The sequence below is a fragment of the Faecalitalea cylindroides genome, from assembly GCF_028321995.1.
In the GTDB taxonomy this organism is placed as follows: Bacteria; Bacillota_I; Bacilli_A; order Erysipelotrichales; family Erysipelotrichaceae; genus Faecalitalea; species Faecalitalea cylindroides.
Genome location: NZ_JAQLXG010000002.1, coordinates 24272 through 50268, shown reverse-complemented (window position 1 = coordinate 50268; position 25997 = coordinate 24272). Strand labels below are relative to the sequence as shown.

21 protein-coding genes, 1 other RNA gene and 1 other annotated feature are annotated in these 25997 nt (G+C 32.1%); of the genes, 5 read left to right on the top strand and 17 right to left on the bottom strand.

Features of this window, described 5'->3' with window-relative positions; genetic code table 11:
* Nucleotides 1-37: 37 nt before the first annotated feature.
* The 4 genes from PND65_RS01565 to mutS are packed head-to-tail and all read right to left on the bottom strand — an operon-like array spanning nucleotide 38 to nucleotide 6013.
* Nucleotides 38-721, bottom strand: a complete 684-nt coding sequence (locus PND65_RS01565) for a tRNA threonylcarbamoyladenosine dehydratase (protein WP_022356602.1) — start codon at nucleotides 719-721, stop codon at nucleotides 38-40.
* Entirely contained in the window at nucleotides 714-1619 is a 906-nt protein-coding gene (gene miaA, locus PND65_RS01560) for a tRNA (adenosine(37)-N6)-dimethylallyltransferase MiaA (RefSeq protein ID WP_087158250.1), read from the bottom strand. The genes PND65_RS01565 and miaA overlap by 8 nt, the downstream gene beginning before the upstream one ends.
* Nucleotides 1612-3465, bottom strand: a complete 1854-nt coding sequence (gene mutL / locus PND65_RS01555) for a DNA mismatch repair endonuclease MutL (RefSeq protein WP_271990357.1) — start codon at nucleotides 3463-3465, stop codon at nucleotides 1612-1614. Before mutL ends, miaA begins: the two co-directional genes overlap by 8 nt.
* A gap of 10 nt (nucleotides 3466-3475) precedes the next feature.
* Nucleotides 3476-6013, bottom strand: coding sequence for a DNA mismatch repair protein MutS (mutS, locus tag PND65_RS01550; protein WP_271990354.1), 2538 nt, complete (start codon nucleotides 6011-6013; stop codon nucleotides 3476-3478).
* Nucleotides 6014-6105: 92 nt separating this feature from the next.
* Here mutS and PND65_RS01545 point away from each other — a divergent pair, with 92 nt between their 5' ends.
* Nucleotides 6106-7380, top strand: a complete 1275-nt coding sequence (locus tag PND65_RS01545) for an FtsW/RodA/SpoVE family cell cycle protein (RefSeq protein ID WP_022356598.1) — start codon at nucleotides 6106-6108, stop codon at nucleotides 7378-7380.
* A gap of 4 nt (nucleotides 7381-7384) precedes the next feature.
* On the opposite strand, the gene PND65_RS01540 is transcribed toward PND65_RS01545, so the two are convergent.
* The gene (locus PND65_RS01540) at nucleotides 7385-8158 is read right to left on the bottom strand and encodes an NAD(+)/NADH kinase (protein WP_022356597.1); all 774 of its coding nucleotides are present in this window, start codon (nucleotides 8156-8158) and stop codon (nucleotides 7385-7387) included.
* Nucleotides 8159-8217: 59 nt separating this feature from the next.
* Here PND65_RS01540 and PND65_RS01535 point away from each other — a divergent pair, with 59 nt between their 5' ends.
* On the top strand, nucleotides 8218-8784 hold the full coding sequence (locus PND65_RS01535) for a CYTH domain-containing protein (RefSeq protein ID WP_271990352.1): 567 nt from the start codon (nucleotides 8218-8220) through the stop codon (nucleotides 8782-8784).
* Here PND65_RS01535 and PND65_RS01530 read toward each other — a convergent pair.
* The 5 genes from PND65_RS01530 to ffs all read right to left on the bottom strand — a co-directional run bounded on the left by PND65_RS01530 (nucleotide 8760) and on the right by ffs (nucleotide 12920).
* Nucleotides 8760-9308: a hypothetical protein gene (locus PND65_RS01530; protein WP_172694796.1), complete on the bottom strand. Its 549-nt coding sequence runs from the start codon at nucleotides 9306-9308 to the stop codon at nucleotides 8760-8762. The genes PND65_RS01535 and PND65_RS01530 overlap by 25 nt on opposite strands.
* 552 nt (nucleotides 9309-9860) lie before the next feature.
* Nucleotides 9861-10442, bottom strand: a complete 582-nt coding sequence (gene recR / locus PND65_RS01525; protein WP_035401585.1) for a recombination mediator RecR — start codon at nucleotides 10440-10442, stop codon at nucleotides 9861-9863.
* A gap of 17 nt (nucleotides 10443-10459) precedes the next feature.
* Entirely contained in the window at nucleotides 10460-12235 is a 1776-nt protein-coding gene (gene dnaX / locus PND65_RS01520; protein WP_271992414.1) for a DNA polymerase III subunit gamma/tau, read from the bottom strand.
* A gap of 108 nt (nucleotides 12236-12343) precedes the next feature.
* Entirely contained in the window at nucleotides 12344-12811 is a 468-nt protein-coding gene (locus tag PND65_RS01515) for a nucleoside deaminase (protein ID WP_271990348.1), read from the bottom strand.
* An 11-nt stretch (nucleotides 12812-12822) separates the two neighbouring features.
* Nucleotides 12823-12920, bottom strand: an RNA gene (ffs, locus tag PND65_RS01510) — signal recognition particle sRNA small type.
* 77 nt (nucleotides 12921-12997) lie between these two features.
* On the opposite strand from ffs, the gene PND65_RS01505 reads away from it, so the two are divergent.
* A complete protein-coding gene (locus PND65_RS01505; protein WP_271990346.1) occupies nucleotides 12998-13702 on the top strand; it encodes a metallophosphoesterase in 705 nt (234 codons plus the stop codon).
* A 33-nt stretch (nucleotides 13703-13735) separates the two neighbouring features.
* On the opposite strand, the gene serS is transcribed toward PND65_RS01505, so the two are convergent.
* Entirely contained in the window at nucleotides 13736-15016 is a 1281-nt protein-coding gene (gene serS, locus PND65_RS01500) for a serine--tRNA ligase (RefSeq protein ID WP_022356590.1), read from the bottom strand.
* 39 nt (nucleotides 15017-15055) lie between these two features.
* Nucleotides 15056-15259: a binding site (T-box leader), on the bottom strand.
* An 87-nt stretch (nucleotides 15260-15346) separates the two neighbouring features.
* On the opposite strand from serS, the gene PND65_RS01495 reads away from it, so the two are divergent.
* Complete coding sequence (locus tag PND65_RS01495) at nucleotides 15347-15769, top strand: GNAT family N-acetyltransferase (protein ID WP_271990344.1); 423 nt, start codon at nucleotides 15347-15349, stop codon at nucleotides 15767-15769.
* A gap of 38 nt (nucleotides 15770-15807) precedes the next feature.
* Here the strand turns inward: PND65_RS01495 and gyrA are convergent, their stop codons facing one another.
* From gyrA to dnaA, 6 genes are all read right to left on the bottom strand, one after another.
* On the bottom strand, nucleotides 15808-18273 hold the full coding sequence (gene gyrA / locus PND65_RS01490; protein WP_087158240.1) for a DNA gyrase subunit A: 2466 nt from the start codon (nucleotides 18271-18273) through the stop codon (nucleotides 15808-15810).
* A 14-nt stretch (nucleotides 18274-18287) separates the two neighbouring features.
* Entirely contained in the window at nucleotides 18288-20252 is a 1965-nt protein-coding gene (gene gyrB / locus PND65_RS01485) for a DNA topoisomerase (ATP-hydrolyzing) subunit B (protein WP_022356587.1), read from the bottom strand.
* Nucleotides 20242-21345 carry a DNA replication/repair protein RecF gene (gene recF / locus PND65_RS01480; protein ID WP_271990342.1) on the bottom strand — a complete coding sequence of 368 codons (1104 nt, stop codon included), beginning with the start codon at nucleotides 21343-21345 and terminating at the stop codon, nucleotides 20242-20244. Before recF ends, gyrB begins: the two co-directional genes overlap by 11 nt.
* Nucleotides 21342-21545: a S4 domain-containing protein YaaA gene (gene yaaA / locus PND65_RS01475; protein WP_022356585.1), complete on the bottom strand. Its 204-nt coding sequence runs from the start codon at nucleotides 21543-21545 to the stop codon at nucleotides 21342-21344. The genes recF and yaaA overlap by 4 nt, the downstream gene beginning before the upstream one ends.
* 85 nt (nucleotides 21546-21630) lie before the next feature.
* A complete protein-coding gene (gene dnaN, locus PND65_RS01470; RefSeq protein ID WP_271990341.1) occupies nucleotides 21631-22752 on the bottom strand; it encodes a DNA polymerase III subunit beta in 1122 nt (373 codons plus the stop codon).
* Between the two features lie 158 nt (nucleotides 22753-22910).
* Nucleotides 22911-24275 carry a chromosomal replication initiator protein DnaA gene (dnaA, locus tag PND65_RS01465; RefSeq protein WP_022356583.1) on the bottom strand — a complete coding sequence of 455 codons (1365 nt, stop codon included), beginning with the start codon at nucleotides 24273-24275 and terminating at the stop codon, nucleotides 22911-22913.
* A 457-nt stretch (nucleotides 24276-24732) separates the two neighbouring features.
* On the opposite strand from dnaA, the gene PND65_RS01460 reads away from it, so the two are divergent.
* Nucleotides 24733-25947: a peptidoglycan bridge formation glycyltransferase FemA/FemB family protein gene (locus tag PND65_RS01460; protein ID WP_271990338.1), complete on the top strand. Its 1215-nt coding sequence runs from the start codon at nucleotides 24733-24735 to the stop codon at nucleotides 25945-25947.
* Nucleotides 25948-25997: the final 50 nt, after the last annotated feature.

The window sequence follows — 25997 nt, the reverse complement described above, 5'->3', positions numbered from 1 at the left end:
CTCTTTTCTAAAAGTTATAGAAATTTTTCTATAGCTATTATTTATTGATCAGTTTCTTCACACATTCACTTGCCAATAACAAACCTGCACTTGCTGGTACGAAGATCATGCTTGGTAATGGCTTTCCTGCTTCTACAGGTCTTGGAGGTTCCGTAGAACAGACGACCCATATCTTATTTCGAATTTTGTTTTTTCGTTTCCAATTTCGCATTCTTTTCGCAATTGGATCATAACTTGTCTTTTCCAGTTCCATTATTTCAAGTTTTGACGGATCTAACCGTCTAGCTGTTCCCATACTTGATAAAAATGGGATATCTCTTTGAATGCATGCCATAGCCAAATCCTGTTTTGATTTTATCGAATCAATACAATCAATCACAAAATCAATTTTTTGTGAAAATATCTTCTCATCCATCGAGCAATCATAAAAACAGTCATATGTATCAACCTTGCATTCTGGATTTAAAGTTTGAATCCTCTTTTTCATGACAATAACCTTGACTTGATCAATTGTTTCCGTGGTAGCCAACAACTGACGATTAATATTGCTGGATTCGACTTTATCTTTATCCACTAAAATCAAGTGGCCAATTCCTGTACGCGCCAAAGCTTCGACACAAAAAGAACCAACACCTCCAATGCCAACGACCAATACTGTTTTATTCTTTAAAATCTCTAAAGCTTCATTCCCCAGCAGCAAAGCACTTCTTTCGTTATTCATATAACCACTCTTTCACAGACTTTACGATTTGTTCTTCGTCTTCTCGATCAAACCAATGAACCTTCATTTGGTTTTTAAACCATGTATATTGTCTTTTGGCATATTGACGTGAATGAACTTTTATTTTATCTTTCACTTCTTCCAACGTTCTGGTATGTTCAAAATATTCTTTGAATTCTTTATATCCGATTCCTTGAAAACTTGTATAACCCCATGTTTGCGGATCTGAAAATAATTCTTCCACTTCCTTAACAAGTCCTTCTTTAAACATTAAATCAACTCGTTTATTAATTCTCTCATGAAGAATATCTCTATCTATATCCAGTCCAAGAAAAAATATATCATATAAAGGCTCATGACATTGTTCTTCTTCTCTTTGTGTTTTATTTTTACCACTGTGTGCTATTTGTAAAGCTCTGATTACTCTTTTTCGGTTATTTGGATGAATCTTTTCAAGGGCTTTTTCATCTTTTTGTTTGAGAAGCTCAACAAGCTGTTCGTTTGATAGAGAATGTAAATACGCTGTGTATTCTGTATCTTCCTGTTCTTCTTCAAATTCATAATCATATAAAGCGGCTTTTAGATATAATCCTGTCCCTCCACATAATATAGGTAGTTTATTTTTATTTTGAATTGTCTGGATCGCATCGCGGCATTTTGTTTGAAAAATCATTACATTATATGGTTCATCATATTCCTGCTCATCCAAAAGATAATGAGGAATCCCTTCCTTTTCTCTTTCGGTAACTTTTGCGGTTCCAATGTTCATTTGTTTATAAACCTGCATACTGTCACAAGATATGATTTCTCCATCAAACAACTTGGCAAGCCTAATAGATAAACTTGTCTTTCCAATTCCTGTTGGTCCTACGATTGCAAGTATCTTCTTTCTATCCACGTTCAAATTCCTTTCTTAGATCATGATCGCTCATCGTGATGATGGTTGGTCTTCCATGAGGACAATGATAAGGTTGTTTGCATTTCTTTAAATCTTCAATTACTTGTTTCATTTCATCCATGGTCAAAGAACGATTAAATCGAATTGAACTATGACAGGCCATTGTAGCCAAAACATGTTTTCTAAGCTTGGACATATCAATTTCATTGTCTTTTTCAAAAAGATCTAAAAGATCGTATAAAAATGCTTCTTCATGTACATTCTGAAACCATAATGGAATTTCTCTTACGATCAACTGATCGTTTCCAAATGGTTCAAATTCTAAGCCAAAGAAAGATGTTTTTTCATTGATCGTATTTACTTGTGACATTATATTGGATGATACATCAAGTTGAATCGGCAGCATCAAAGGTTGAAGATTGTTACAAGGCTTATTTAAAGTTTCCTGTAACATTTCATAATGATATCTTTCTTGAGCTGCGTGTTGATCTATAATAACAAGTCCATCTTCATTCTCGCATAAAATATAAGATTCTTTTAATTGTCCAATTACTTTTAAATGATAAAAGAATTCATATCCTACTGCTTTTTCTACGCTTTCAATTTCTTCAATTGATTCTTCTTTTTGAAGTTCTGGTTTTGTCAAAACTTCAAGTTCTGCAGGATATTCGATCTTTTCTTCTTTGATGCTAGGATTTGTCTTTATAGGATAATCATATGATTTTTCATATTCTTCTTTTTTCTTAAACCCCTTTTCAATGATCGATTCTGTCTTTCTTTCATTTTTTATTGGATACGGAAAATTCAATGTTTCCTGTTCAAAGATTGGAGTTTTTACTTTTGGCTTTATTTGCACAGTTTGCAGCGAATTACTTAAAGAATCTCGAATCGTATTTTTGACAAGTTCTAAAAGATCATTTTGTTTCGATAAACGAACTTCCCATTTATTTGGATGGACATTGACATCCACCAATTGTGCATCGGATTCAATTTGCAATACCACAATAGGAAAACGATTTGGTGGTAAAAAATGTGAATATGCATCCAATATTGCCTTTTGGATCGGAACGCTTCGAATCAGACGAGTGTTTAGCGTAATATACATAAAATACTTAGTAGCACGGTTGATCTTAGGTTGAATGGCATAACCATGAATCTTAAAATCATCATTTTTTCCTTCAAAATAAACTGCATTTTCCGCAACTTCTCTACCATACATCTGATAAAGAATCTCCTGGATTTTTCCGTTTCCGCTTGTTTGAAACACAACTCTTCCGTCATGTGATAATTTAAAGCGAATCTCAGGATGAGATAAAGCCATCTTATTCACGATATCCGCAATAACCGAAAATTCATAACTTGGGCTCTTTAAATGTTTAAAGCGAGCTGGAGTTTTGACAAAAAGACCTGAAATATCTATTTTAGTTCCTCTAGGACAAGATGAAGATTCTTCACAGATCAATTCTCCATAGCTGTATCTTATTAAAGTAGATTCGTTAGAATCATTGGTATTAAGTTCGACTTTAGCGACAGATGCGATACTAGGCAGAGCTTCTCCACGGAATCCCATCGTATGAATATTGAAAAGATCTTCTTCTGAATGCATCTTACTGGTGGCATGGCGCATAAAAGCTAAATGAGCATCTTCTTTGTCCATACCTATTCCATCATCTGTAATGATCAATCTTTCGATACCGCCTTGGAAAGCTTCTATTTCAATTGTCTTGGCTTTAGCATCAATGCTATTTTCAACGCATTCTTTTACAATGCCTGCTGGTCTTTCAACTACTTCTCCGGCAGCAATCATATTTGTCAAATGTTCGCTTAAAACATGTATCTTGGACATGAAAGCCTCCTTAATCTATTTCATTTGATAATTTCTTTAATTCATATAAACAATCTAAAGCTTCACGTGGTGTCATAGAATCTATATCCAATTGTTGTAATCTCTGCAGTAATTCTGATTTTTCAGGCTGCACTGGATCCATGACAAATAAACTTGGTTGATACCCTTTTGTATCATCCCTGTTTTCATATTCATTCAATAATTGTTTTGCACGATCTAAAACGACTTTTGGTAAGTGAGCCAGACGTGCAACATTGATACCATATGATTTATCCGCTTTTCCTTCTACAATACGATATCTAAATTCAATTTCTTCTTTCTTTTCTCTTACATCTACATGAACATTATGCATAGAAGGATGTTCTTGTTCCATATCGGTTAGTTCATGATAGTGTGTTGAAAACAAAGTTTTTGCCTGAATAGCTTCATCAATATATTCCAACATTGCCTGAGCCAATGCCATTCCATCATATGTAGCTGTACCTCGACCAATTTCATCAAAAAGAATCAATGAATGCTTTGTCGCATAACGCAATGCGATGTTTGCTTCCATCATTTCCACCATAAATGTAGATTTTCCAGTTAAGATATCATCGCTGGCACCAATTCGTGTAAAGATACGATCAAAGATAGGCATCACTGCTTTTTTACATGGTATAAAACTTCCCATTTGTGCCATGATCACCAACAAAGCATTCTGACGCATGTATGTTGATTTACCACCCATGTTTGGTCCTGTGATCAATTGAATGGTTTCATCTTTGTTCATCTTCCAATCGTTAGAAACATATTTTTTCTTTTTCATTCGATCATCCAGGATTGGATGTTTCCCTTCTACAATATCAATACTAGATTCTGCATGAAATTCAGGACATACGTATCCTTTATCACTAGCAAGCAGCGATAAAGATACAAATACATCAATTGTCGCAAGAGCTTTAGCACATGTATGAAGATCAAAAAGATTTTCTTTGATCTTTGATAATAGATCATCAAATAATGCCTGCTCTAATTTTACTTTTTCTTCCTGAGCATGCAGTATTTGATCTTCTTTTTCTTTTAATTCCTGCGTTATAAAACGTGTTGCATTGGCAAGTGTTTGTTTAGGTACATATCCAAATTCATCTTTAATAGCCGATAAATTTCCATTTCGTACTTCGATATAATATCCAAAAACACGATTGTAACCAATTTTTAATGATTTAACTTGTGTTCTTTCTCTTTCCTTAGCCTCGAGTTCTAAAATAAAGTCTTTGCCTTGTTTGGCAATCATTCGAATTTGATCAAGCTGTGCATTATAACCATCATTAAAAACGCCACCCTCTTTTAAAGTCAAAGGAGGATTATCCACAATAGAACCTTGGATTGTTTCATATAATTCATGGCAGTCATTTACATTCTGAAATTCTGACCAACCTTCTATATTAGCGGCAAGATTTAATATAGGTTTGGCATGTTCTAAAGTCGCGACAAGCTGAAGGACATCTCTTGGGCTTGCATTTCCATAAGCCATACGACTTGCCAAACGTTCCATATCATATACATAGACAAGATGTTCTTTTAAATTTTCTCGTAATAAAAAATCTTCTGTCAAAGTTTTAACCGCTTTTTGACGTTTGATGATTTCATTAACATCAATTAATGGCATTTCGATCCACCGCTTCAAAAGTCTGGAACCCATTGCACTTTGACAACGATCCATAAAGCTCCATAAGCTTTCTGCTTTTGCACTAGTAGAATGTGAACTGGTTAATTCCAGATGATTTTTGGTTTCAAAATCCATGACCAGGACTTTTTCCATATCCATTGATTCCATCGGCATAAAATGATCAATATGCTGTTTCTGTGTTTCTTTTAAATAAGCCATCAACAGCGAAAATGCATTGATCAAATTTTCACTAGGATTTAAAGGAAGCAACTTTTCATCCTCAGAATCTAAAGAAGCTTTCTTCTGCAAAGAAACTAGAATGCTGTCCATTTCTTCAAATGCATTTAACCATCTCTTATCAAAAGACATTGGTAATACCACTTCACTGACATGCTGTTCCATCAAAGCTTTCTGTAAACTTACCAATGATCTTTCTAAAGTCTGATATTTTAGCTCACCTGTGCTTAATTCACAATATATGACAACAATCTCAAAACTCGATACTGAAACAGAGGCCATATAGTTGGTTTGTTTTTCATCCAAAGCACTATCCATATATGTTCCTGGTGTGATGATTTTTATGATTCCTCGATCCACCAGTCCTTTTGACTGGCTTGGATCGGATAGCTGTTCGCATATAGCTACTTTATAGCCCTTCTTTACAAGTCTTTGAATATATGAATTGGCCGCGTGGTAAGGTATGCCACACATCGGTACTTTTTCTTCAACGCCTGCACTTCTTCCAGTTAGTACAAGATTCAATTCTTGACTGGCAATTTTCGCATCTTCAAAAAACATTTCATAAAAATCTCCCAGACGATAAAAAAGGATCGAATCTGGATTCTCTTCTTTTAATTTTATATAGTGCATCATCATTGGAGTATATTTTTTCTCTGCCATAAATTAACCTCTTCAACTCAAGTATTATATCAAATTTTTTGGTCTAAACATAAATTATGTTATACTAATTAATAACTTAGGGGGCATAGTAAGTGAAACATACCATAACAATCAAGAATCATACATTTTCTTTCGATATAGGTTTTATTGGAATCCTGATCCTGTTTGGACTCACTAGTTTCTTTTCCTTATATAATGCATTTAATCTTATCAGTGATGGAAGTGGATTAGGATATCTAGGTCGTCAGATCATGTGGTATATCATTGGTTTTGGTGCATTAACCATCATTACAATGATTCAAAATGAAGTAATATATCGTTATATTCGAAAAATATATAATTTTTTATTAATATGTCTTGCCTACTTGTTTATTTCATCATTGTTGATTAGTGTTACAGGTAACACAAATATTCACCTGCCATTTGCACCATCAATCAATGGTTCTGTTTCGTGGTTTCAGTTTCCAATTGTAGGTAGCTTTCAACCTAGTGAATTTATAAAAATTGTTTTGATCATCATGACATCTCAAACAATCAATATTCATCAAGATAAATATCCAGAACAAACATGGCAAAATGACTTAAAACTTTTAATTGAACTTGCCAAGATATTATTGCCTCCATTAATCCTGATCTTTCTTCAGCCGGATACCGGATTATGTCTTATCATCTGTTTTAATACTTTAGTCTTGTTAATGTGCTCTGGTATTAAAAAACAATATGTATGGATCCTTGCGGCATTGATCATTCTCTTTATCGGCGGATTCTTCTTTTTATACTTCCAATTTCCGGATGTCTTATCATCTTTTATCTCAGCTTATCGTTTACAGCGTATTGAATCCTGGCTGGATCCAGAAAGTTATATTACAGGTAGTTCCAACCAGCTATATACTGCCTTGTTATCACTTGGAAGTGCCGGACTGACAGGCTATGGTTTACAGGCAAACATCATTGCCATTCCAGAAGCTCATACAGACTTTATCTTTGCGGCAATTGGGCAGTGTTTTGGATTATTAGGTACAACTTTCATCTTATTTATATGTATGCTGATGGATTTGTATTTATGTAAGATTGCTTATAATACTAAAAATAAAACAGATCGTTTTATCGTCATAGGCATTATTTCTATGTTGTTATATCAACAAATACAAAATTTAGGAATGATCGTTGGTTTATTACCAATCACCGGTATTACTTTACCACTTATTTCATATGGTGGAAGTAGTATTTTATCTTATTTTATTGCCTTTGGTATCATCATGAATATCTCTCCATTATCTAAAAACAATATTGAGATACACCCTCCAAAATTTAAAAAATTCAAAAAGATAAAGAGAACAAAAAAATCAAGGTTATCATTCAGATAACCTTTTAATATAGATTCTTTAAACGTTTTAAATATGAATACTTGCGATAGCGGGCGAATCGAACGTATTTATCCGAAGTACTGATCATTATTTCTGATATTCCATTTAAATCCGTTTCCAAGTGATCATATCCAGCATGTGCTAAACTCAGATCTTCACCTTTTACCAAAATTTTTCGATCAGATTTCATGATATACGGAGATCGTAAAGAATGATGTGATTTATGAGCTATCGGCATAATTTCACAAAGCTGTAATACATTAAGTCCAGAATCAATTACAGCCCCCTGTAAAGCTCTATTAATAGCAGTCGAACCGGCTTGTGTGCTGACACAGATACCAGAACCTGTAGTATGTTCAAAAAATTCACCATCGATATATACATCAAGTGATAATGTTTTTAATAACGATTCAATACGAACTTCGTTTAACGCATAAAAGATTTCCTCTTTTTGCGGTGACGAAAATTTCAATAAAGGTGCTTTTTCTATATTACATTCATCTTGCCTGATATCATAGATAAATGCATCAATTTCTTTATCCGTGTAATCTGTAAAAAAACCTAATGTTCCAGTGTGAATTCCCACAAAAGATATATGATCTAGTTTATCTAAATGTTCATGGATACTTCTTAGTAATGTTCCATCTCCACCAACAGATAAAACCAGTTCAAAATCAGATTCATCAAATTTCCAGCCTGTTTCTTCACATCGTCTACGTAAATAATCAGAAACTTCTTTAGAATGATCATCCGGACGAGAAATAATCGTAAACCGCATCAATACCACTTTCCTTTCACTTAAAACCATTGTACCATATTTTATGGTAGGTGATTTAAATGGAAAACTATATTGAAAGAGAATTAAAAATTTTAGTAAGCAAAGAACAATTTCAAAAAATCTTAAATTCATATGAATTTAAGAAACCAATAATACAAACAAATACATACTATGATACAAATGATCAAAAAATCAAACATATGAATGGTGCATTAAGAATACGTACGATTGAAAATACACATATCTTTACTCTAAAAATAAAAAAGGATTCAATAACACATTATGAATATGAAAAAGAAATACAAACAACCAATATAAATGAAATTAAGGATCCAGAAGTTTTAAATTGGATCAAAGAATATGATATTCCAACCAATATAAAACCGATAACATCATTTCGAACCGAAAGATATACATATAATTTTGAACATGGACAATTATGTGCTGATATTACATCATATGAAAATCATATCGATTATGAATTGGAATATGAATACATAGATAATCATGATGGTATCTCGTTTTTCAATCATATATTAAACAATATAAATACGAAATATGAAAAAAACTGCCCTAGCAAAATTGCCAGAGCAATGAATGATCAAAACTTATGGGTTAAACGATAGAAGAAGGACTTTGAGTTATATTCTTCTTCTTTTTTCTTATATTCTTCTATTTCTTTCTTCATGGATTCAATAGAAGAATTTTCTTCCTTTAACATCTGATTTTCAGATTCTAATTTTTCAATTGTTTCATCTTTTGACTTCTGTTCCAATAAGAAGGTTTGTTGATGTTTTTCTAATTCTATCGCTAATCTTTCCTGATATAATTGTTCTATTTTTTGTTGAGATTTTTCTTTTTCTTCTATAATAGCTTTTAATTTATCATTCTCATACCGTAATTCCATCTCTACAGTAGATACTTCATGTTTTTCTTTTCTGAAGTAATTTGATAATTTTTCTACCCCTTCTGCCTTTATTGTAATACGTCTTGTTTCTGGATTTTTATACTTCCAATCCTTATCTGGATAATCTTTTACTAATTTTGCTACTGCCTTATCTACTGTATTTCTTGATTTAGAAAAATGCTGGCAGATCTGAGAAATATCCATATCATAAAACACGTCGATTGGCTTTTCATTTTCTAACATGTCGATCCCCTTTCCTATGATTTTCATACATCAGCATTTTCTTTTCAAAGTTGATTATAGCACAATATTTTTTTAAAATCTACAACTTCATAGGAAATTCATATGTATTTTTCACATCCAATAATTTATATAGGATTCTTATTTCTCTTTTTCATATTACAATCACACTTATTTTTGTTATTCATATGAATTAAAAATCAACCTTTTCTATTTCATATGATTTAAAATTTTCTACTACTCTCATTCATATGAAATTGATAACTTAGTTATATTTTTAATATTTTTTTCACATTTTATTCATATGACTAATCAGAATATATATTATATAATTTATTTCTATAATATATGATTTTCATATACTTAAATCATATATTATTTACTATTCATATGATTTTAACAAAAATATTTGTCCATGTGTTCTTATTTCATATATTAATCGTATGATTTAGTAAAAATAATATGAAAACCGGTTGAAAAATCATATATTATTCATAAAAACAAGAAAAATCGTATGATTATTCATAAATAATTCATACGATTGATAAGATATTATTATTTTCTTCCTTCAAAAGCCTTTAATAGAGTATGTGCATCTGTATAATCTAAATGTCCGCCCATTGGTATACCGTGAGCAAGCCTTGTTACCTTAGTTCTTCCATCTAATAGCTTTGTAATATATAAAGCTGTTGTTTCTCCTTCTACTGTAGGATCTGTCGCAATAATCACTTCCTCTATGTCATCATTTATTCTATTCACTAACGATTGTATGTTTAAATTCTCCGGTAAGATACCTTTCTGAATATTAATCAATCCATTTAAAACATGATATACACCATTATATTCCTGCATAGATTCTATCGCAGCTATATCTTTAGGAGATTGTACAACACATATAACATTATGATTCCTTGTATCATTCATACAAAATTCACATTTATCTCCATCTGATAGATTGCCACACACTTCGCAACGTTTAATACCATCTTTAATAGAAGATAGGGAAGTGATAAATTCATTTATCCACTCCTCATCCCAATTTAAAGTAGTAAAAGCATATCTTTCAGCTGTTTTTCTTCCTACACCTGGTAATTTAGAATACGCCTGGATCAAATCTTCGAATTTCTTTGGATACATAATATCTATCACTCTTTCTAATCATTCACTATTTCTATGTTTGGAAACAACTCAATCATCTGTTCCTCTTCACTTAACTTCTTCTCTTTATCAGATGAATTACTTCTACTTATTATTACATCAACTGGTTCAGGTAAGGTACCTTGAATCATTCTTTCTTTAAATTCTTCCAACACTCTTGTTTGTTGAATATGATCTATCGCAAATATTTTCTTTGCTTTTCCAAGAACTTGTTCCATAAAATCTTCAAATCCTTGCGTAAGCTGCATTTCATTAATTTCTTTTGCCTCTAATTCACTTCTAACCGCTACAACAATGTATTTATCTCCACTAGCAACAATAGCTATGTTGCGCAAACTATTTGCATATTTTGCATATTCTAAATCCGCTAAATACATATTTCTTTCATCCATTTTTGCGGTATCTATTTTTCTTTCTGTTTTATTAGCTCCTACCAGCAATTGTAATATATATTCATCGTTCAATATGATTTTACTATCCTTATTTCCTACCTCTTTTAATGTTTCACGTGAAACATCAGAAATTGTTTCCAACTCAGAAATACCGGTATTTTCGCTATTTTTAGGCACTTTTTTATCAATTTCTGATTTTTCAGATGTTAAATCATATGATAAATCACTTGATTTAGCGAAATTTTCTTCGTTTTCTCTATCTGAATCTTCTATAACATCACGAGTTGTTTTAGACTTTATTTCATATGAATTTGATATTGATTTTAATAAAGCTGTTTCTAAATAATCCAACACATTGGATGCATAATTATATTTATTAAAAACATCCATTAATTCATTTAAAACATTGAAGCGAAATGGGGAAGGGGATTTTAATAAATACTTTTCAATGACTTCTTTATGAGTATTGCTAACAAGCTGTGAATTACTGGAATAATCCAGTATGATACTTTCCTTTAACAAAGTTATAAAATCACTGGTTAATCTTTTTAAATCCATTCCTTTATCTGAACACTCTTGAATCTGTTGAATCAACGCATCGACTTCGTGTGCATATAAATGTTCAAACAACTTTCCTATATCGGATGTTGTTAATACTCCATAAATTTCTCTTACATTATCTACAGTAATATTAGATGAACAATATGCGATACATTGATCTAGAATGGATAAAGAATCTCTCATTCCTCCATCTGCCAGCTGAGCAATCAAAGAAATAGCTTCTGGATCAATTTCAATCTTTTCTTCTTTACATACGATTGATAATCTTTTTTCAATGTCTTTTTGAGACACTTTATTAAAATCAAATCTTTGACATCTAGATATAATAGTAGGAATAACCTTATTAGGTTCAGTTGTTGCTAAAATAAATACGACATGTGCAGGTGGTTCTTCAATTGTCTTTAATAGGGCATTGAAAGCACCGGTAGTCATCATATGAACCTCATCAATAATATAGACTTTATATTTACCCTGCATTGGAGCATATTTTACCTTATCAATCAAATTACGAACTTCATCTACACCATTATTTGAAGCAGCATCAATTTCGATGATATCTGGATGTGAACCATTTTGTACCATTTTACAGTTGGTACATTTTCCACAAGGTTTATTAGATTCATCTTCACAATTCAACATTTTCGCAAATATTTTCGCAATTGATGTTTTTCCAGTTCCTCTAGGACCGCAGAATAAATATGCGTGCGCAATACGATTTTGCACAATTGCATTCTTTAATGTTTGTATAATAAGTTGCTGACCAACTACTTCATCAAAATTGGATGGTCTATACTTTCTATATAGTGCCTGATATGCCATATTATCACTCTTTCTAATGCCTATATTATATCAAATGTATATTCATTTTTGTATGCACAAAAAAAGACCAGTCAAATGACTGGCTGACTATAAAATATTCAAACATAACTATTTTATTTGCTTTGATTTCATTCTTTTTTCTTTAAAAAAAACTTTTAACAGTTGAGAACACTGAGGTTCAAGAATACCTCCTATATATTCAGGATGATGATTATATTCCTTTACATCAAATAGTTTAGTACAGGTTTCAACACTTCCACCTTTTGGATCATATGCACCAAATACTACTCTTTTTATTCTTGATTGAATAATAGCCCCAGCACACATTGGACATGGTTCTAGAGTAACAAATAAATCACATTCATCTAATCGCCAGGAATCCAATTTACGACATGCTTTTTGGATAGCTAATATTTCAGCATGTGCTATGCTTTGATTCATCTTTTCTCTTTTGTTGTAAGCTCTTGAAATAATCTTACCATCTTTTACAATTACGCAACCAATTGGAACTTCATCAATTTCTTTTGCTTTAAGTGCCTGTTTGATTGCTTCTTTCATCATCTTGTCATCATTCATATGATCTTCCTTTATATAAAAAAACTACTACACATGATAGAGCATACTTAAGGCTGCTTCGTTCCCGACCTGACCTGATTCATAAGATATCATTGTAGTAGCTTATATATATTAACATAAATATGATTCAATTGAAAAGTATAAACTTATTTTTTATGATACACTATAAGTAAAGAAGGACATAATATGGCTACATATGTAATGAGTGATATTCATGGTCTTTGGGATAAATTCGAAAAGATGATGGATCTCTTAAATTTAAAAGATAATGATAAAGTATATTTCCTTGGTGATGTGATTGATAGGGGAGCTGACGGAATCAAAATATTACAATATATTTTAAATGATCCTCATTTTACCTTATTGATGGGAAATCATGAATATATGATGTATCAGGCCCTAGAAGAGGGAAAAGGAAAATTAGAAATCAACATGGAATATATTCAATGGGTATTGAATGGAGCTCAGCCTACGATCGATGCTTTTTTAGAACTTGAAGTATCAAGGCAACAGGAACTATTTAGCACAATCAAAAATCTTCCGGTTGCAATTACAGATCTTGTTGTAAATGATAAAAAGTTTTATTTAACGCATGGCTGCTATTCTGAATTGGAAAAGGAAGGAACTCTCTATTTAAAAGATATTGATGATCCTATTCTCTTTGTTTGGCAGCGTGTAGATCCAAATGAAGTAATCTTACAAGATAAAATTCTTGTTGCCGGCCATACGATATCTACTTATTATCATGGAAAGTATGAAATCTTTCATAATAAATCTGATATCATGCAATCCAATTATATTGATATTGATTGTGGCTGTTCCTGCAATAATGAAGATTGTCAGTTTGCTGCATTGAGATTGGATGATATGAAAACATTTTATGTGAAATAAAAAGCTATTGGCATATAACCAATAGCACTTTTTTTATCCTATTTTTTTAGTTCCTCCCATATATGGTTGTAATGCTTCAGGAATCAATACACTTCCATCTTCCTGTAAATTATTTTCTAAGAAAGCAATCAACATTCTTGGTGGAGCAACACATGTATTATTTAGAGTATGTGCAAAGTATTTATTTCCTTTATCATCTTTTACACGAATCTTTAAACGTCTTGCCTGAGCATCTGTCAAATTAGAACAACTTCCTACTTCAAAATATTTTTTCTGACGAGGAGACCAAGCTTCTACATCTACAGATTTACATTTAAGATCTGCCAAATCACCAGAACAACATTCCAATGTACGTACAGGAATATCTAAAGTTCTAAAGAACTCAACTGTATTCATATACAATTTTTTAAACCATTCCATACTTTCTTCTGGTTTACAAACAACGATCATTTCTTGTTTTTCGAACTGGTGAATTCGATAAACACCACGTTCTTCTATACCATGTGCACCTTTTTCTTTTCTGAAACATGGAGAATAAGAAGTATATGTATAAGGAAGATCTTTTTCATCTAAGATCGTATCAATAAATTTACCAATCATAGAATGTTCACTCGTTCCAATCAAGTATAGATCTTCACCTTCAATCTTATACATCATACCTTCCATTTCCGCAAATGACATTACACCATTTACTACAGAACTGCGAATCATGTAAGGTGGAATAACATATGTAAATCCTTTATTGATCATAAAATCTCGTGCATAGCTGATAATAGCTGAATGCAATCTAGCAATATCTCCCATTAAATAATAGAATCCATTTCCAGCTACTTTTCTTGCACTATCTAGATCAATACCGCTTAATCTTTCCATGATTTCTGTATGATATGGAATTTCAAAATCTGGAACAACTGGTTCGCCATATTTTTCCAATTCAACATTTTCAGAATCATCTTTTCCAATAGGAACGCTGTCATCAATGATGTTTGGAATCTGCATCATCTTATTCTTTACAGATTCACGAAGTTTTTCTTCTCTTTCTTCCAAAGCATCCAATTCTTCAGCAATCTCAGAAATTTGAGCTTTGATAGCTTCAGCTTCTTCTTTTTTTCCTTGAGACATCATAATTCCAATTTCTTTTGAAATTTTCTTTCTCTTAGAACGAAGATCATCTGCATGTTGCTGAGCTTGACGAAGTTCTTTATCTTCTTTTAAAACTTCACCAACCAAAGGGATCTTCTCATCCTGAAATTTTTTTCTCATGTTCTCTTTTACAACTTCAGGATTCTCACGCACAAATTTAATGTCTAACATTTCAATCCTCCTAAAATAAAAAAGAGACATTCCACCCAATAAAGGGACGATGTCTCGCGTTGCCACCCTTCTTATCTTAAAAATAAGATCTCTTGACATGATAACGGTATGTACCGGATTTTACTACTAAATTCATAAAATCACTCAAAGGTGCTTTTCAAATTGAATTTCATCGATATTTTCACCAGCCATATCGTCTCTATGAAAAAACTCAATTTTACTTTTCCTTCTCAAAGCTTTTACTATATCTTTATACCATTCTTTTGAACTTTCTGCAAACAAATAGTAAAATATTCTATAGGAATATTCATATGAAAAAAGGAAAACACTATGATTCGAAAAATGAATTCATCTGATTTTGAAAAAGTTTATAAATTGGTATGTGATTTGGAAGAAACATGTTTTGATCTTGATAAGATGAAAATGATCATGAACGAGCTTATTCATTCACATGATATTTTTGTCTTTGAAGACAATGATAATATTATTGGATATCTCGATTTAAAAATTGAATACCAGATGCACCATTGTGATAAAGTGGCAGAAGTTATTGAATTTTGTGTTGATTCAAAACATCGAAGCCAACACATAGGCGCAAAATTATTTGAATACGCAAAGACATATGCCAAAGATAATGGATGTGTTGTATTAGATTTAACAACCAATCAAAAACGTCACCGTGCTCATAAATTTTATGAAAACCATGGTATGGATCAAACTCATTATAAATACACATTAAATTTGATAGATTAAAAAGAAGGCACCTATTCATATGAATAAGTGCCTATATTTTATTTCTCGCTTGTTTCTTCTTCCTCATGATCAACAAGAGTTACCTTGGTAACTTTTGCATCATCTGTCAGATTGATCAATCTTACACCCTGTGTATTTCTTCCGTATATACCTACATTTTGTAAGCTGGTACGGATCATGATACCTGAACTTGATACGATCATAACATCTTCATCCCCGTTAACAGCTTTTACGCTGACTAGTTTTCCGGTCTTTTCTGTAATATTGATCGTACGAACACCTTTCTTACCGCGAGAAGTCAATCGATAATCTTCTAAATAGCTTCGTTTACCATATCCATTTTCACTAATAGATAGAATTGTCTTTCCCTCATTCGATAAAGCTACACCTACAACTTCACTTCCATCACAGTTGAATCCTGTTACACCGGCAGCGCTTCTTCCCATGACACGAATTTGATCTTCATTGAATCGTACAGCCTTTCCGTTAGATCCGGCAATGATAATTTCATCATTTCCTGTCGTTAACTTCACAAATGCCAATTCATCATCTTCTTTTAAACTGATTGCAATCTTACCATTACGATTAATGTTCTCAAATTCACTAACAGAAGTACGTTTTACAATACCATTTTTAGTAACAAATAGTAAGTTCTTAAATTCGATATCATTAAACTTATAATCTTTTGGTACAGGTTGTAAAGTTTTGATTTGTTCACCTTTTTCCAATGTTAATAAGTTTACGATAGGAATTCCTTTTGAAGTACGGGAAGCATTTGGTACATTGAAACCTCTCATTCGATAAACACGACCTGTATTTGTGAATAACAAAAGATAATCATGTGTAGACATAGAGATCATTGTATCAATACTATCTTCTTCATTTAGCGTTAAAGACTTGATACCTCGTCCACCACGATTTTGAGCTTTATATGTATCAACACTCTGGCGTTTGATATAACCAGATTCAGTCAACATAATGATCACATCTTCTACTGGAATCAAATCTTCATCTTCCATATCAAAGCTTGCATCACTAATTTCGGTTCTTCGATCATCACCATATTTTTTATTGATTTCAGTTAGATCATCACGAATGATCTTTAATACTCGATCATGATTAGCGAGAATATCTTCTAAATCAGCAATTGTCTTCAACAATTCCGCATATTCGCTTTCAATCTTATCTCGTTCTAATCCGGATAATCTTCTTAACTGCATCGCAAGAATTGCCTTTGCCTGGATTTGTGTTAATCCAAAAGCATCACATAGTTCTTGAACAAGCCCTGCCTCATCTTTTTTAGAAGAACGAATTAAATGAATAACTTCATCAATGTGATCCATTGCGATCTTTAATCCTTCTAAGATATGAGCTCTATCTTTTGCCTTTTTCAAATCAAATTGTGTTTTTCTTACGACAACATCCACTTGATGATCTATATAATCTAAAATAATGTTCTTTAATGGAAGCTGTCGAGGGCGCCCGTTTTCCAAGGCAAGCATATTAATACCAAAAGATGTCTGCAAAGGTGTCAATCTAAATAATTGATTTAAAATGACTTCTTCCTGTACATCTTTTTTAAGCTCCATGACAATTCGAATACCTTCACGGTTACTTTCATCATTTAAATACGTAACACCTTGAATGGCTTTGTCACGAATCAATGATGCCATCTTTTGAATTAAAGTTGCTTTATTGACCTGATATGGAATTTCGTAGAAAATAACACGTTTCTTACCATTTTCCATTTCTTCCACGCGGTATTTAGAACGAATAATAATAGAACCACGTCCTGTTTCATAAGCTTGGCGAATACCTTTTCTGCCTAAGATGATTCCACCAGTAGGAAAATCAGGTCCTTTAATAATTTCCATTAACTCAGGAACAGTAATATTTTCATCGTCCATCACCGCAAAGATTGCATTGATCGTTTCCGTTAAATTATGTGGTGGAATATTAGTTGCCATACCTACCGCAATTCCCACAGATCCATTGATCAATAAATTTGGAATACGGCTGGGAAGAACGGTTGGTTCTGTTTCTTCGCCGTCATAATTTGGTTCAAAGTTAACTGTTTCTTTTTGAATATCTCTCATCATCTCCATAGAGATCTTAGACATACGAGCTTCGGTATATCGCATGGCAGCTGCACCATCTCCGTCCATGGAACCAAAGTTTCCATGACCATCAACTAATGGATAACGATATGAGAAATCCTGTGCCATTCGAACCATTGCATCATATACTGCAGTATCTCCATGAGGGTGATATTTACCAATTACTTCACCGACGATACGTGCACTTTTTTTATGTGCGACACTGGAAGTAATATTCAATTGATTCATCGCATGAAGAATTCGTCTATGAACGGGTTTCATTCCATCTCGTACATCCGGTAAAGCTCGTTGTACGATTACAGACATTGAATAATCAAGAAATGCTTCCTGCATCTCTTTGGATATTTCAACATCTTCTATCTGGTCATATTTTTTATTTTCTTCCATTTCATGACCTCCTATTAATAGTCAAGTTTTGCGTAAGTTGCATTTTTAGTAATGAATTCGCGACGAGGTTCTACATCTTCTCCCATCAACATGTTGAATACATTATCTGCTTCCATCGCATCATCTATCGTAACTCTTTTTAATACACGGTTTTTTGGATCCATCGTAGTTTCCCATAACTGTTCTGCATCCATTTCTCCAAGACCTTTATAACGCTGAATCTTATAACCATCTTTAAATTCTTCTCTTAATGCCGGCATTTCTTCTTCTTTATACGCATACGCTATCTTCTTACCTTTTTGGATCTTATATAAAGGTGGCTGTGCGATATATACATATCCATTTTCAATAACTGGTTTCATAAAACGATATAAGAATGTCAACATCAAAGTACAGATATGACTACCATCTACATCGGCATCGGTCATGATTACGATCTTATGATAACGTAATTTATCTAAATCTACTTCATCTTGTATACCACACCCAAAGGCTGTGATCATGCTGCGAATCTCTGCATTTTCAAAAATACGATGCGTTCTAGCTTTTTCAACATTCAATATTTTTCCTCGCAAAGGTAAGATAGCCTGTGTTTTGGCATCACGTCCTTGTTTTGCACTACCTCCGGCAGAATCACCCTCGACAATATAAATTTCGCATTCGCTGGCATCTTTACTGGAACAATCTGTTAGTTTTCCTGGCAAAGAACTGATTCCATCTAAAGCTGACTTTCTGCGTGTTAATTCACGTGCTTTTTTAGCTGCAATCCTTGCCTTGGATGCAACAATTGCCTTATCTACAATGGCCTTGGCATCGTTTGGATTTTCCAAAAAGAAACGTGCAATCTGATCACCGGCAATATTGGATACAATTTTTCTTACTTCAGAGTTACCAAGTTTTGTCTTAGTTTGTCCTTCATATTGAGGATCTGGATGCTTAATGGAGATAATTGCAACAAGTCCTTCTTTTACATCATCTTGTGACAATGTTTCCTCTTTTTTGATCAAGTTATTATTCTTTGCGTAATTATTGATGACACGTGTCAACGCCATTCTAAATCCATCTTCATGAAAACCACCTTCATGAGTATGAATATTATTACAGAAAGAATAAATCTGTGACTGATATCCATCGTTATACTGCAAAGCAACTTCAGCTAGTATTCCATCCTGCAATCCTTCAACATAAATAACCTTATCTGATAAAACAGAACGAGATTTATTTAAATATCGTACATACTCCATGATTCCACCTGCATAGTGATAATCCACATGAACAGGTTCTTCTTCTCTTTCATCAGTTAATGTAAGTCGAATATTTTTATTTAAGAAAGCCAACTGACGCAATCTTGAATTCAATGTTTCAAAATCATAAACGGTCGTTTCTTTAAATATTTCAGGATCTGCCTTAAAACGAACTAAAGTTCCCGTTTCTTTTGTTTGACCAATGATTTTTAAAGGAGCTACTGTATTTCCACCATTTTCGAATCGTATAAAGTAAATTTTTCCATCCTGGTATACAGTAACTTCAAGCCATTCACTAAGAGCATTTACAACACTGGCACCAACACCATGTAAACCACCAGATACCTTATAAGCTCCACCGCCAAACTTTCCTCCGGCGTGCAAAACGGTCATGATCGTTTCAACAGCACTGATTCCTGTTTTTTCATGAATTCCAACAGGCATACCACGTCCATTATCACGAACAGCTATGATATCGTCTTTTTCTATAGTCACATCAATTTGTGAAGCAAAACCTGCCAATGCTTCGTCGATTCCATTATCTACAATTTCCCATACAAGATGATGAAGTCCTCGTGAACTGGTAGAACCAATGTACATACCAGGTCTCATACGAACAGCTTCCAATCCTTCTAATACTTGGATATCATCAGCAGTATAAGAGTGATCTACTAAAGTAGCTTCATTCTCTAATTTTTCAAATTCCAGTATCTCCTGTTTTAAACTATCTTCCATGGTCTACCTCCTTTATGGAACCTTTTTCTATTTTATAAAATTTAACCGGTCTAGATCCAAAACTCGATGGATCCATCCATTCTGTTGTTGTAATAAATATCTGCATATTTAAAGGTAATTTCTGTATCAACTGTTTCTTTCGAATATCATCCAATTCACTAAATACATCATCCAATAACAAAATCGGATATTGATGTGATTTTTCATAAATGATCTGTGCAAGTCCTAATTTTAGTGCCAGCAAGAAACTTCTTTTTTGGCCTTGGCTTGCGACATCATTGATATTGGAACCATTTAATAAAAATTGAATATCATCTTTATGAATTCCTAAATTAGTCTGATGATACAACTTATCTTTAGCTAAACTTTTTTGATATGCGCGAATTAAATTTTCTTCAAGATCATCATCAATAGAAACAAACGTTTCGTATTTAGCATCTATGATTTCTTTCTCGCTAGAGAAAAAAGGATAGATTTGTTTAGCTTTCAATATCAGCTGTTCAATAAAATGATTTCTTTGATTCAATATGATCTTTTCATCTTGAATCATTTGATCTGTATAAATATCAATTAAAGCATCATTTATTTCATTTTGTTTAAGCGCAAGATTTCGCTCCTTCAATATCTTTTGATAATGAGATAAAGTTGTCGTATAAGTCTTAGAAAGCTTGATCAGCTCCATATCAATAAAACGTCTTCGAAACTTTGGAGACTGAGAAAAAATCATCATATCATCTGGGCAAAACAATATCGCATTTACGATCCCTACAAAATCAGAATATTTATTGACCGGATTCAAAAAACGAAATAAATGCTTTTTATGATGTGAGACAACAACTTTTAAATGCTCATTTTGTTTATTCGACTCAACTTTTGCTTCAATGATCAAAGATTCATTTTCTTTCATGACCAAACTTGAAAGTTGATTGGTTCGAAATGAATGAAGATGACTTAAAAAATAAATTGCTTCGATCAAATTTGTCTTTCCCTGAGCATTTTTACCATATAGATAATGAATACAGTTGGAATCAAAAGAAAAAGAAGTGTTTTCATAGTTGCGAAAATGAATTAGTTTCAGCTGATTGACATTCATTCTACTTCAATACGAATTCCTTCTGTTTCAACGATATCACCAACGCGTATTTTTCTGCCACGTCTTGTTTCAATTTCACCATTGACAAAACAATCTACATTGGCAAGATATTCTTTTACTTGTCCTCCGCTTGATACAACATCACATGCTTTTAAAAGTTGTTCAAGTTTGATATATTCATCTCTAAGCTTAAAATGCATTGAAAATACCTCTCTTTGCCTGTTTATTATATCATAAATAGGGGAATAGTGCGAATAATAAAAAAGGCTGCAATGAGCCTTTAAACTAGTCATAACTGCGAATTGGTACGATTACCATGATTACAGAGTCATCTTCTGGATCATAAATCTTAATAGGTTTCATCAAACCAGAAAACTCTAATTTTACTTTTTCGCTGTTTAATGCCTTGATAGCATCTAACATAAATGTACCGTTGCAGGAAAGTGTAATATCTTCTCCTGTGTACTCACAATTTGTTAATACTTCATCCGAGTTTCCAATTTCACTTGAACTTGTTTTGATACGAGTAATCTCGCTTGAACATTCTAATTTGATCAAATGAATTTTTTCATTTCGAATGAAATTCGTACGATCAATAACACCGGCAAGTTCCTTGGAATCAATGACCATAGAAGAAATAAAAGAAGTTGGAATGATTCGATCAACATCTGGGAATGTTCCATCGATCAATCGTGTCTGAATGATTGTCTTATCAAAAATAAACTGGGCTTTTTTAGAATCTACATAAATGTGAATTGATTCTTCATCTTCATTGATAGAACGAACTACTTCATTTAATGACTTGCTGGGAATCGTGATATTGAATTCATGATTAATTTGTAATGGCAAAACTTTACGAGCTAAACGATAAGAATCTGTTCCTGAACAATATAAAGTGTTGTTTGAAGCTTTAAAGTTTACACCATTTAAAACAGGGCGTGTGTCTTTATCGCTGCAGGCAAATGATGTCTGAGAAACGATATCTTTTAGATCCTTAGACTTTAACTCAAAAGAATTTGTTGGTTGAGAAAAATCAATATTAGGATATTCATTAGATTGAATACCATTTAAATTAAATTGACCATTATCACTTGAAATTCTTACTAAAGAATAATCAACTAATTCTAATTCAACCATAGCGCAATCCATCTTACGAATGATCTCTAATAAATATTTGGATTCAATAACGATAGATCCTGTTGAATCAATATCTAGTTGATTTAATTCACCACGAACGATCGTAGAACGAATAGATACATTAGAATCACTACCTGTTAAAATGATTTGATCACTTTTGACATCAATACAAATTCCTGATAAAGCTGGAAGTGGTGAGAAAACACTAATAGCTCTAGAAACGACACTTAACTTTTCATAAAAATATTTTCGATCAATTGAAAAATGCATAAAAATCTCCTTTTCTTTTTATATATTTTATATAAGTAATAATAATAACTGTGTGGATTTGGGTAAAAATCCTTATTTTTTATAATAAATCTCCTTTATTTAAAGGAAAAACACTCAATTCAAGCATTGTGGATTGAATGTGGATTTATGTGGAAAACTTATTTTTTCTCCAACATCTCCTGTACTTTCTCAACCGCCATCTTAAAATTCACATCGTTCTTTATTAACTGACAGGCTCTTTCATAAGAGCTGGAGATGGTCGTATGATCACGATTTCCCAGTTCCTGGCCAATTGAAATATATGCTTTATGCAACAGTTCTCTAGATAGATAAACAAATACATGTCTTGCGTTCATCAATTTTTTCTGTCGAGATTTACCTTCTATATCTTTATAAGTTAGTCCATAGAATCTTGTGACAGCTTTTTTGATTTTTTTGATAGTTAATTCATCATTTTCATTTACGATAACTTCATTCATCAAGATGCGCTGGGCAAAATTGATATCAATAACGTCTGGATTTTCTAAAGTAGCATTAAAAATCAAGCGATTTAAGCTTCCTTCCAGATTTCTAACGTCATTTGAAAATTTTTGAGCTAAATAATCCAGTACTTCTTCTTCGATTTGGCATGCCTCTTCATTACCTTCGATTTTCTTTTTTAAAATAGCCTTGCTGGTTTCAAACTCAGGTTTTCCTATATTAATAGATAGTCCTGCATTAAAACGTGAAACAAGTCTTGTAGGTAATCCATTTAATTCATTTGGATGCATATCACTCGTGATAACGATCTGTGCACCTCGTGAAATCAGTTCATTATAAACGGTAAAAAATATTTCCTGACTTGATTCACGGGTTAAGTTTTGGATATCATCAATCAAAAAATAATCATTTTGAACAAGTAATGATTTTACTTTGTCTACAGTATTTCCATGAACATTCTTAGATTTCATCGCATCAATTAAAATTGACACCAAATCGCCACTATAAGCATAAAAAACATTACATTCTGGACGTTCTTCTTTTAAATAATTACCAATCGCATGTAATAAATGGGTCTTACCTAAACCAGAATTTCCATAGATCATGATAGGATTAAACATGTGAGTTCCACGTTGATTACAACAAGCTAAACAAGCTGCATAAGCTTCCTGATTTGATTTTCCTTCAACGAAATTTTCAAACGTGTATTCTTCGTTAAAAGTACATTTTAATAATTGATTTGTACGTTGCTGGATTTCTTCTTCAGGCATTAGTTTTTCCATATCTTTATATTGAATCAATTGGATAGTAACATCGCTGCCCCAAACTTCACTTAATACGGATGTGATCATGTTCTTGGTTTCTTCTTTATTCAGGATTGTTTTTGTGACCATAGAACGATAAGAAATATAGGCAATTGAGTTTTCAATTTTAAAAAGAGTTGTATTTTTTATCCAACGCAATGTATCTTCGGTAAAGAAATTTGATTGTTCAACTTGATCTAAAACTTGTTTCCAAATTACTTCATAGGAAGATAAGGACATAGTGGCACCTCTTTTCTACCTGAATATTATACACGAAATTGTTTTTTTAGAGAACCAATGAAGGAGATTTAAAGACTTTTCCACATGGATTTCCACTTTTCCCCAATCGTTAAAATGAGGAAAACTTTTAGGGATTGGGGAAAACTCTGAAAAATGTGGAAAACTTATGTGGAAAACTTAGTGTTTTACACTTGGTTATAAAGTGACATTATGCTTTATATAAAGGAAAATTTGGACTTTTCCCCACAATTTGAAAAATGTATAAATTTAATATAAAAAAGTATTGGGAAAACTAGTAGGAAAACATTGTTTATCCCTGTTTCATATAATTTTTATATAATTTTAGATAGGAATATATGTGGAAAATTTAAAGATATAATTAGTTTTCCACATTAAATAGTGGTTGAGATTTTAATCGGTCTTTATTAGAATAGACTTGTTTGAATAGGTGATGATTATGAATAATTTAAGATTTTCATTAAATATAGATAAAAATACATATGAATCTTTTGTGAGTTCGCATATTATGTGTAATTTACTTCAAAGTTATGATTGGGCAATTGTTAAAGATAACTGGGATCATTTATATACAGGAGTTTATGAAAAAGATAAATTGATTGCATCATCTTTAGTATTGATTCGTCATTTACCTTTGGGATTTACAATGTTTTATTTACCAAGAGGTCCTATTTTAGATTTTGACAATAAAGATCTTTTAACATATTTTTTTAATGAATTAAAAAAAGTAGCTAAAAAATATCATTGTATATTTATAAAATTTGATCCAGGAATTATTATTTCAAGTTTTCATTTAAACGAAGACAAAAAATATAAGAATTATAAAAATCAATTAGATAATATTTTATCTTTAGGTGCAATTCATTATGGCTTTACGCAAGATTTTCATGCCACGATTCAACCACGATATCATATGGTTGAATATAAAGAAGATTTTGGAATGGATACATTATCTAAAAAAGGAAAGAAAAATATAAAAACAGCTCAAAAACAAAATTTAAAAATAAAATATGGGCATTTAGATTTACTAGATGATTTTGCGGCTGTTATGAAATGTACGGAACAAAGAAAAAATATTCTTTTAAGAGGCAAAGAATATTATTTACATTTATTAAAAACATATAAAGAAAATGCATTTATAACATTGGCTTATTTTCCAATCAAAGAAATGTTACATGATACAGAATTAAGGTATGAAAAATGTTTAGAAGATTTAAAAGTATGTCCTGAAAATGCTAAGAAAAAAAGATTTACTTTAGAAGAATTAAAAAGTTCTTTAGAAAACAAGATATCGCAGTATTCTCAAGATCTTAATAAATATGGAGAAGAAATATGTGTAGCGGGAACGTTAAGTGTTAAATATGGAAATACTTCTGAAATCTTATATGCGGGAATGAATGATGAATTTAAGAGATTAATGGCGCCTTATTTAACTTGGTATAAGACCATGGAAAAATGTTTTGAAATGGGATGTTTAACGAGTAATATGGGTGGTATTGAAGGAGACCTAAAAGGAGGTCTTGTAGATTTTAAAGAAATATTTTATCCACGAATCAATGAGTTTATTGGAGAGTTTGATTTACCTGTTAATAGATTTTTATATGGAATTTCTATAAAAGTTTATAAAAAACGTCAAGATAGATTAAATAAGTAAAATGATTTAAGTTATATTTAAGGAATCTTTTTTAGACTGAAATAGTTATA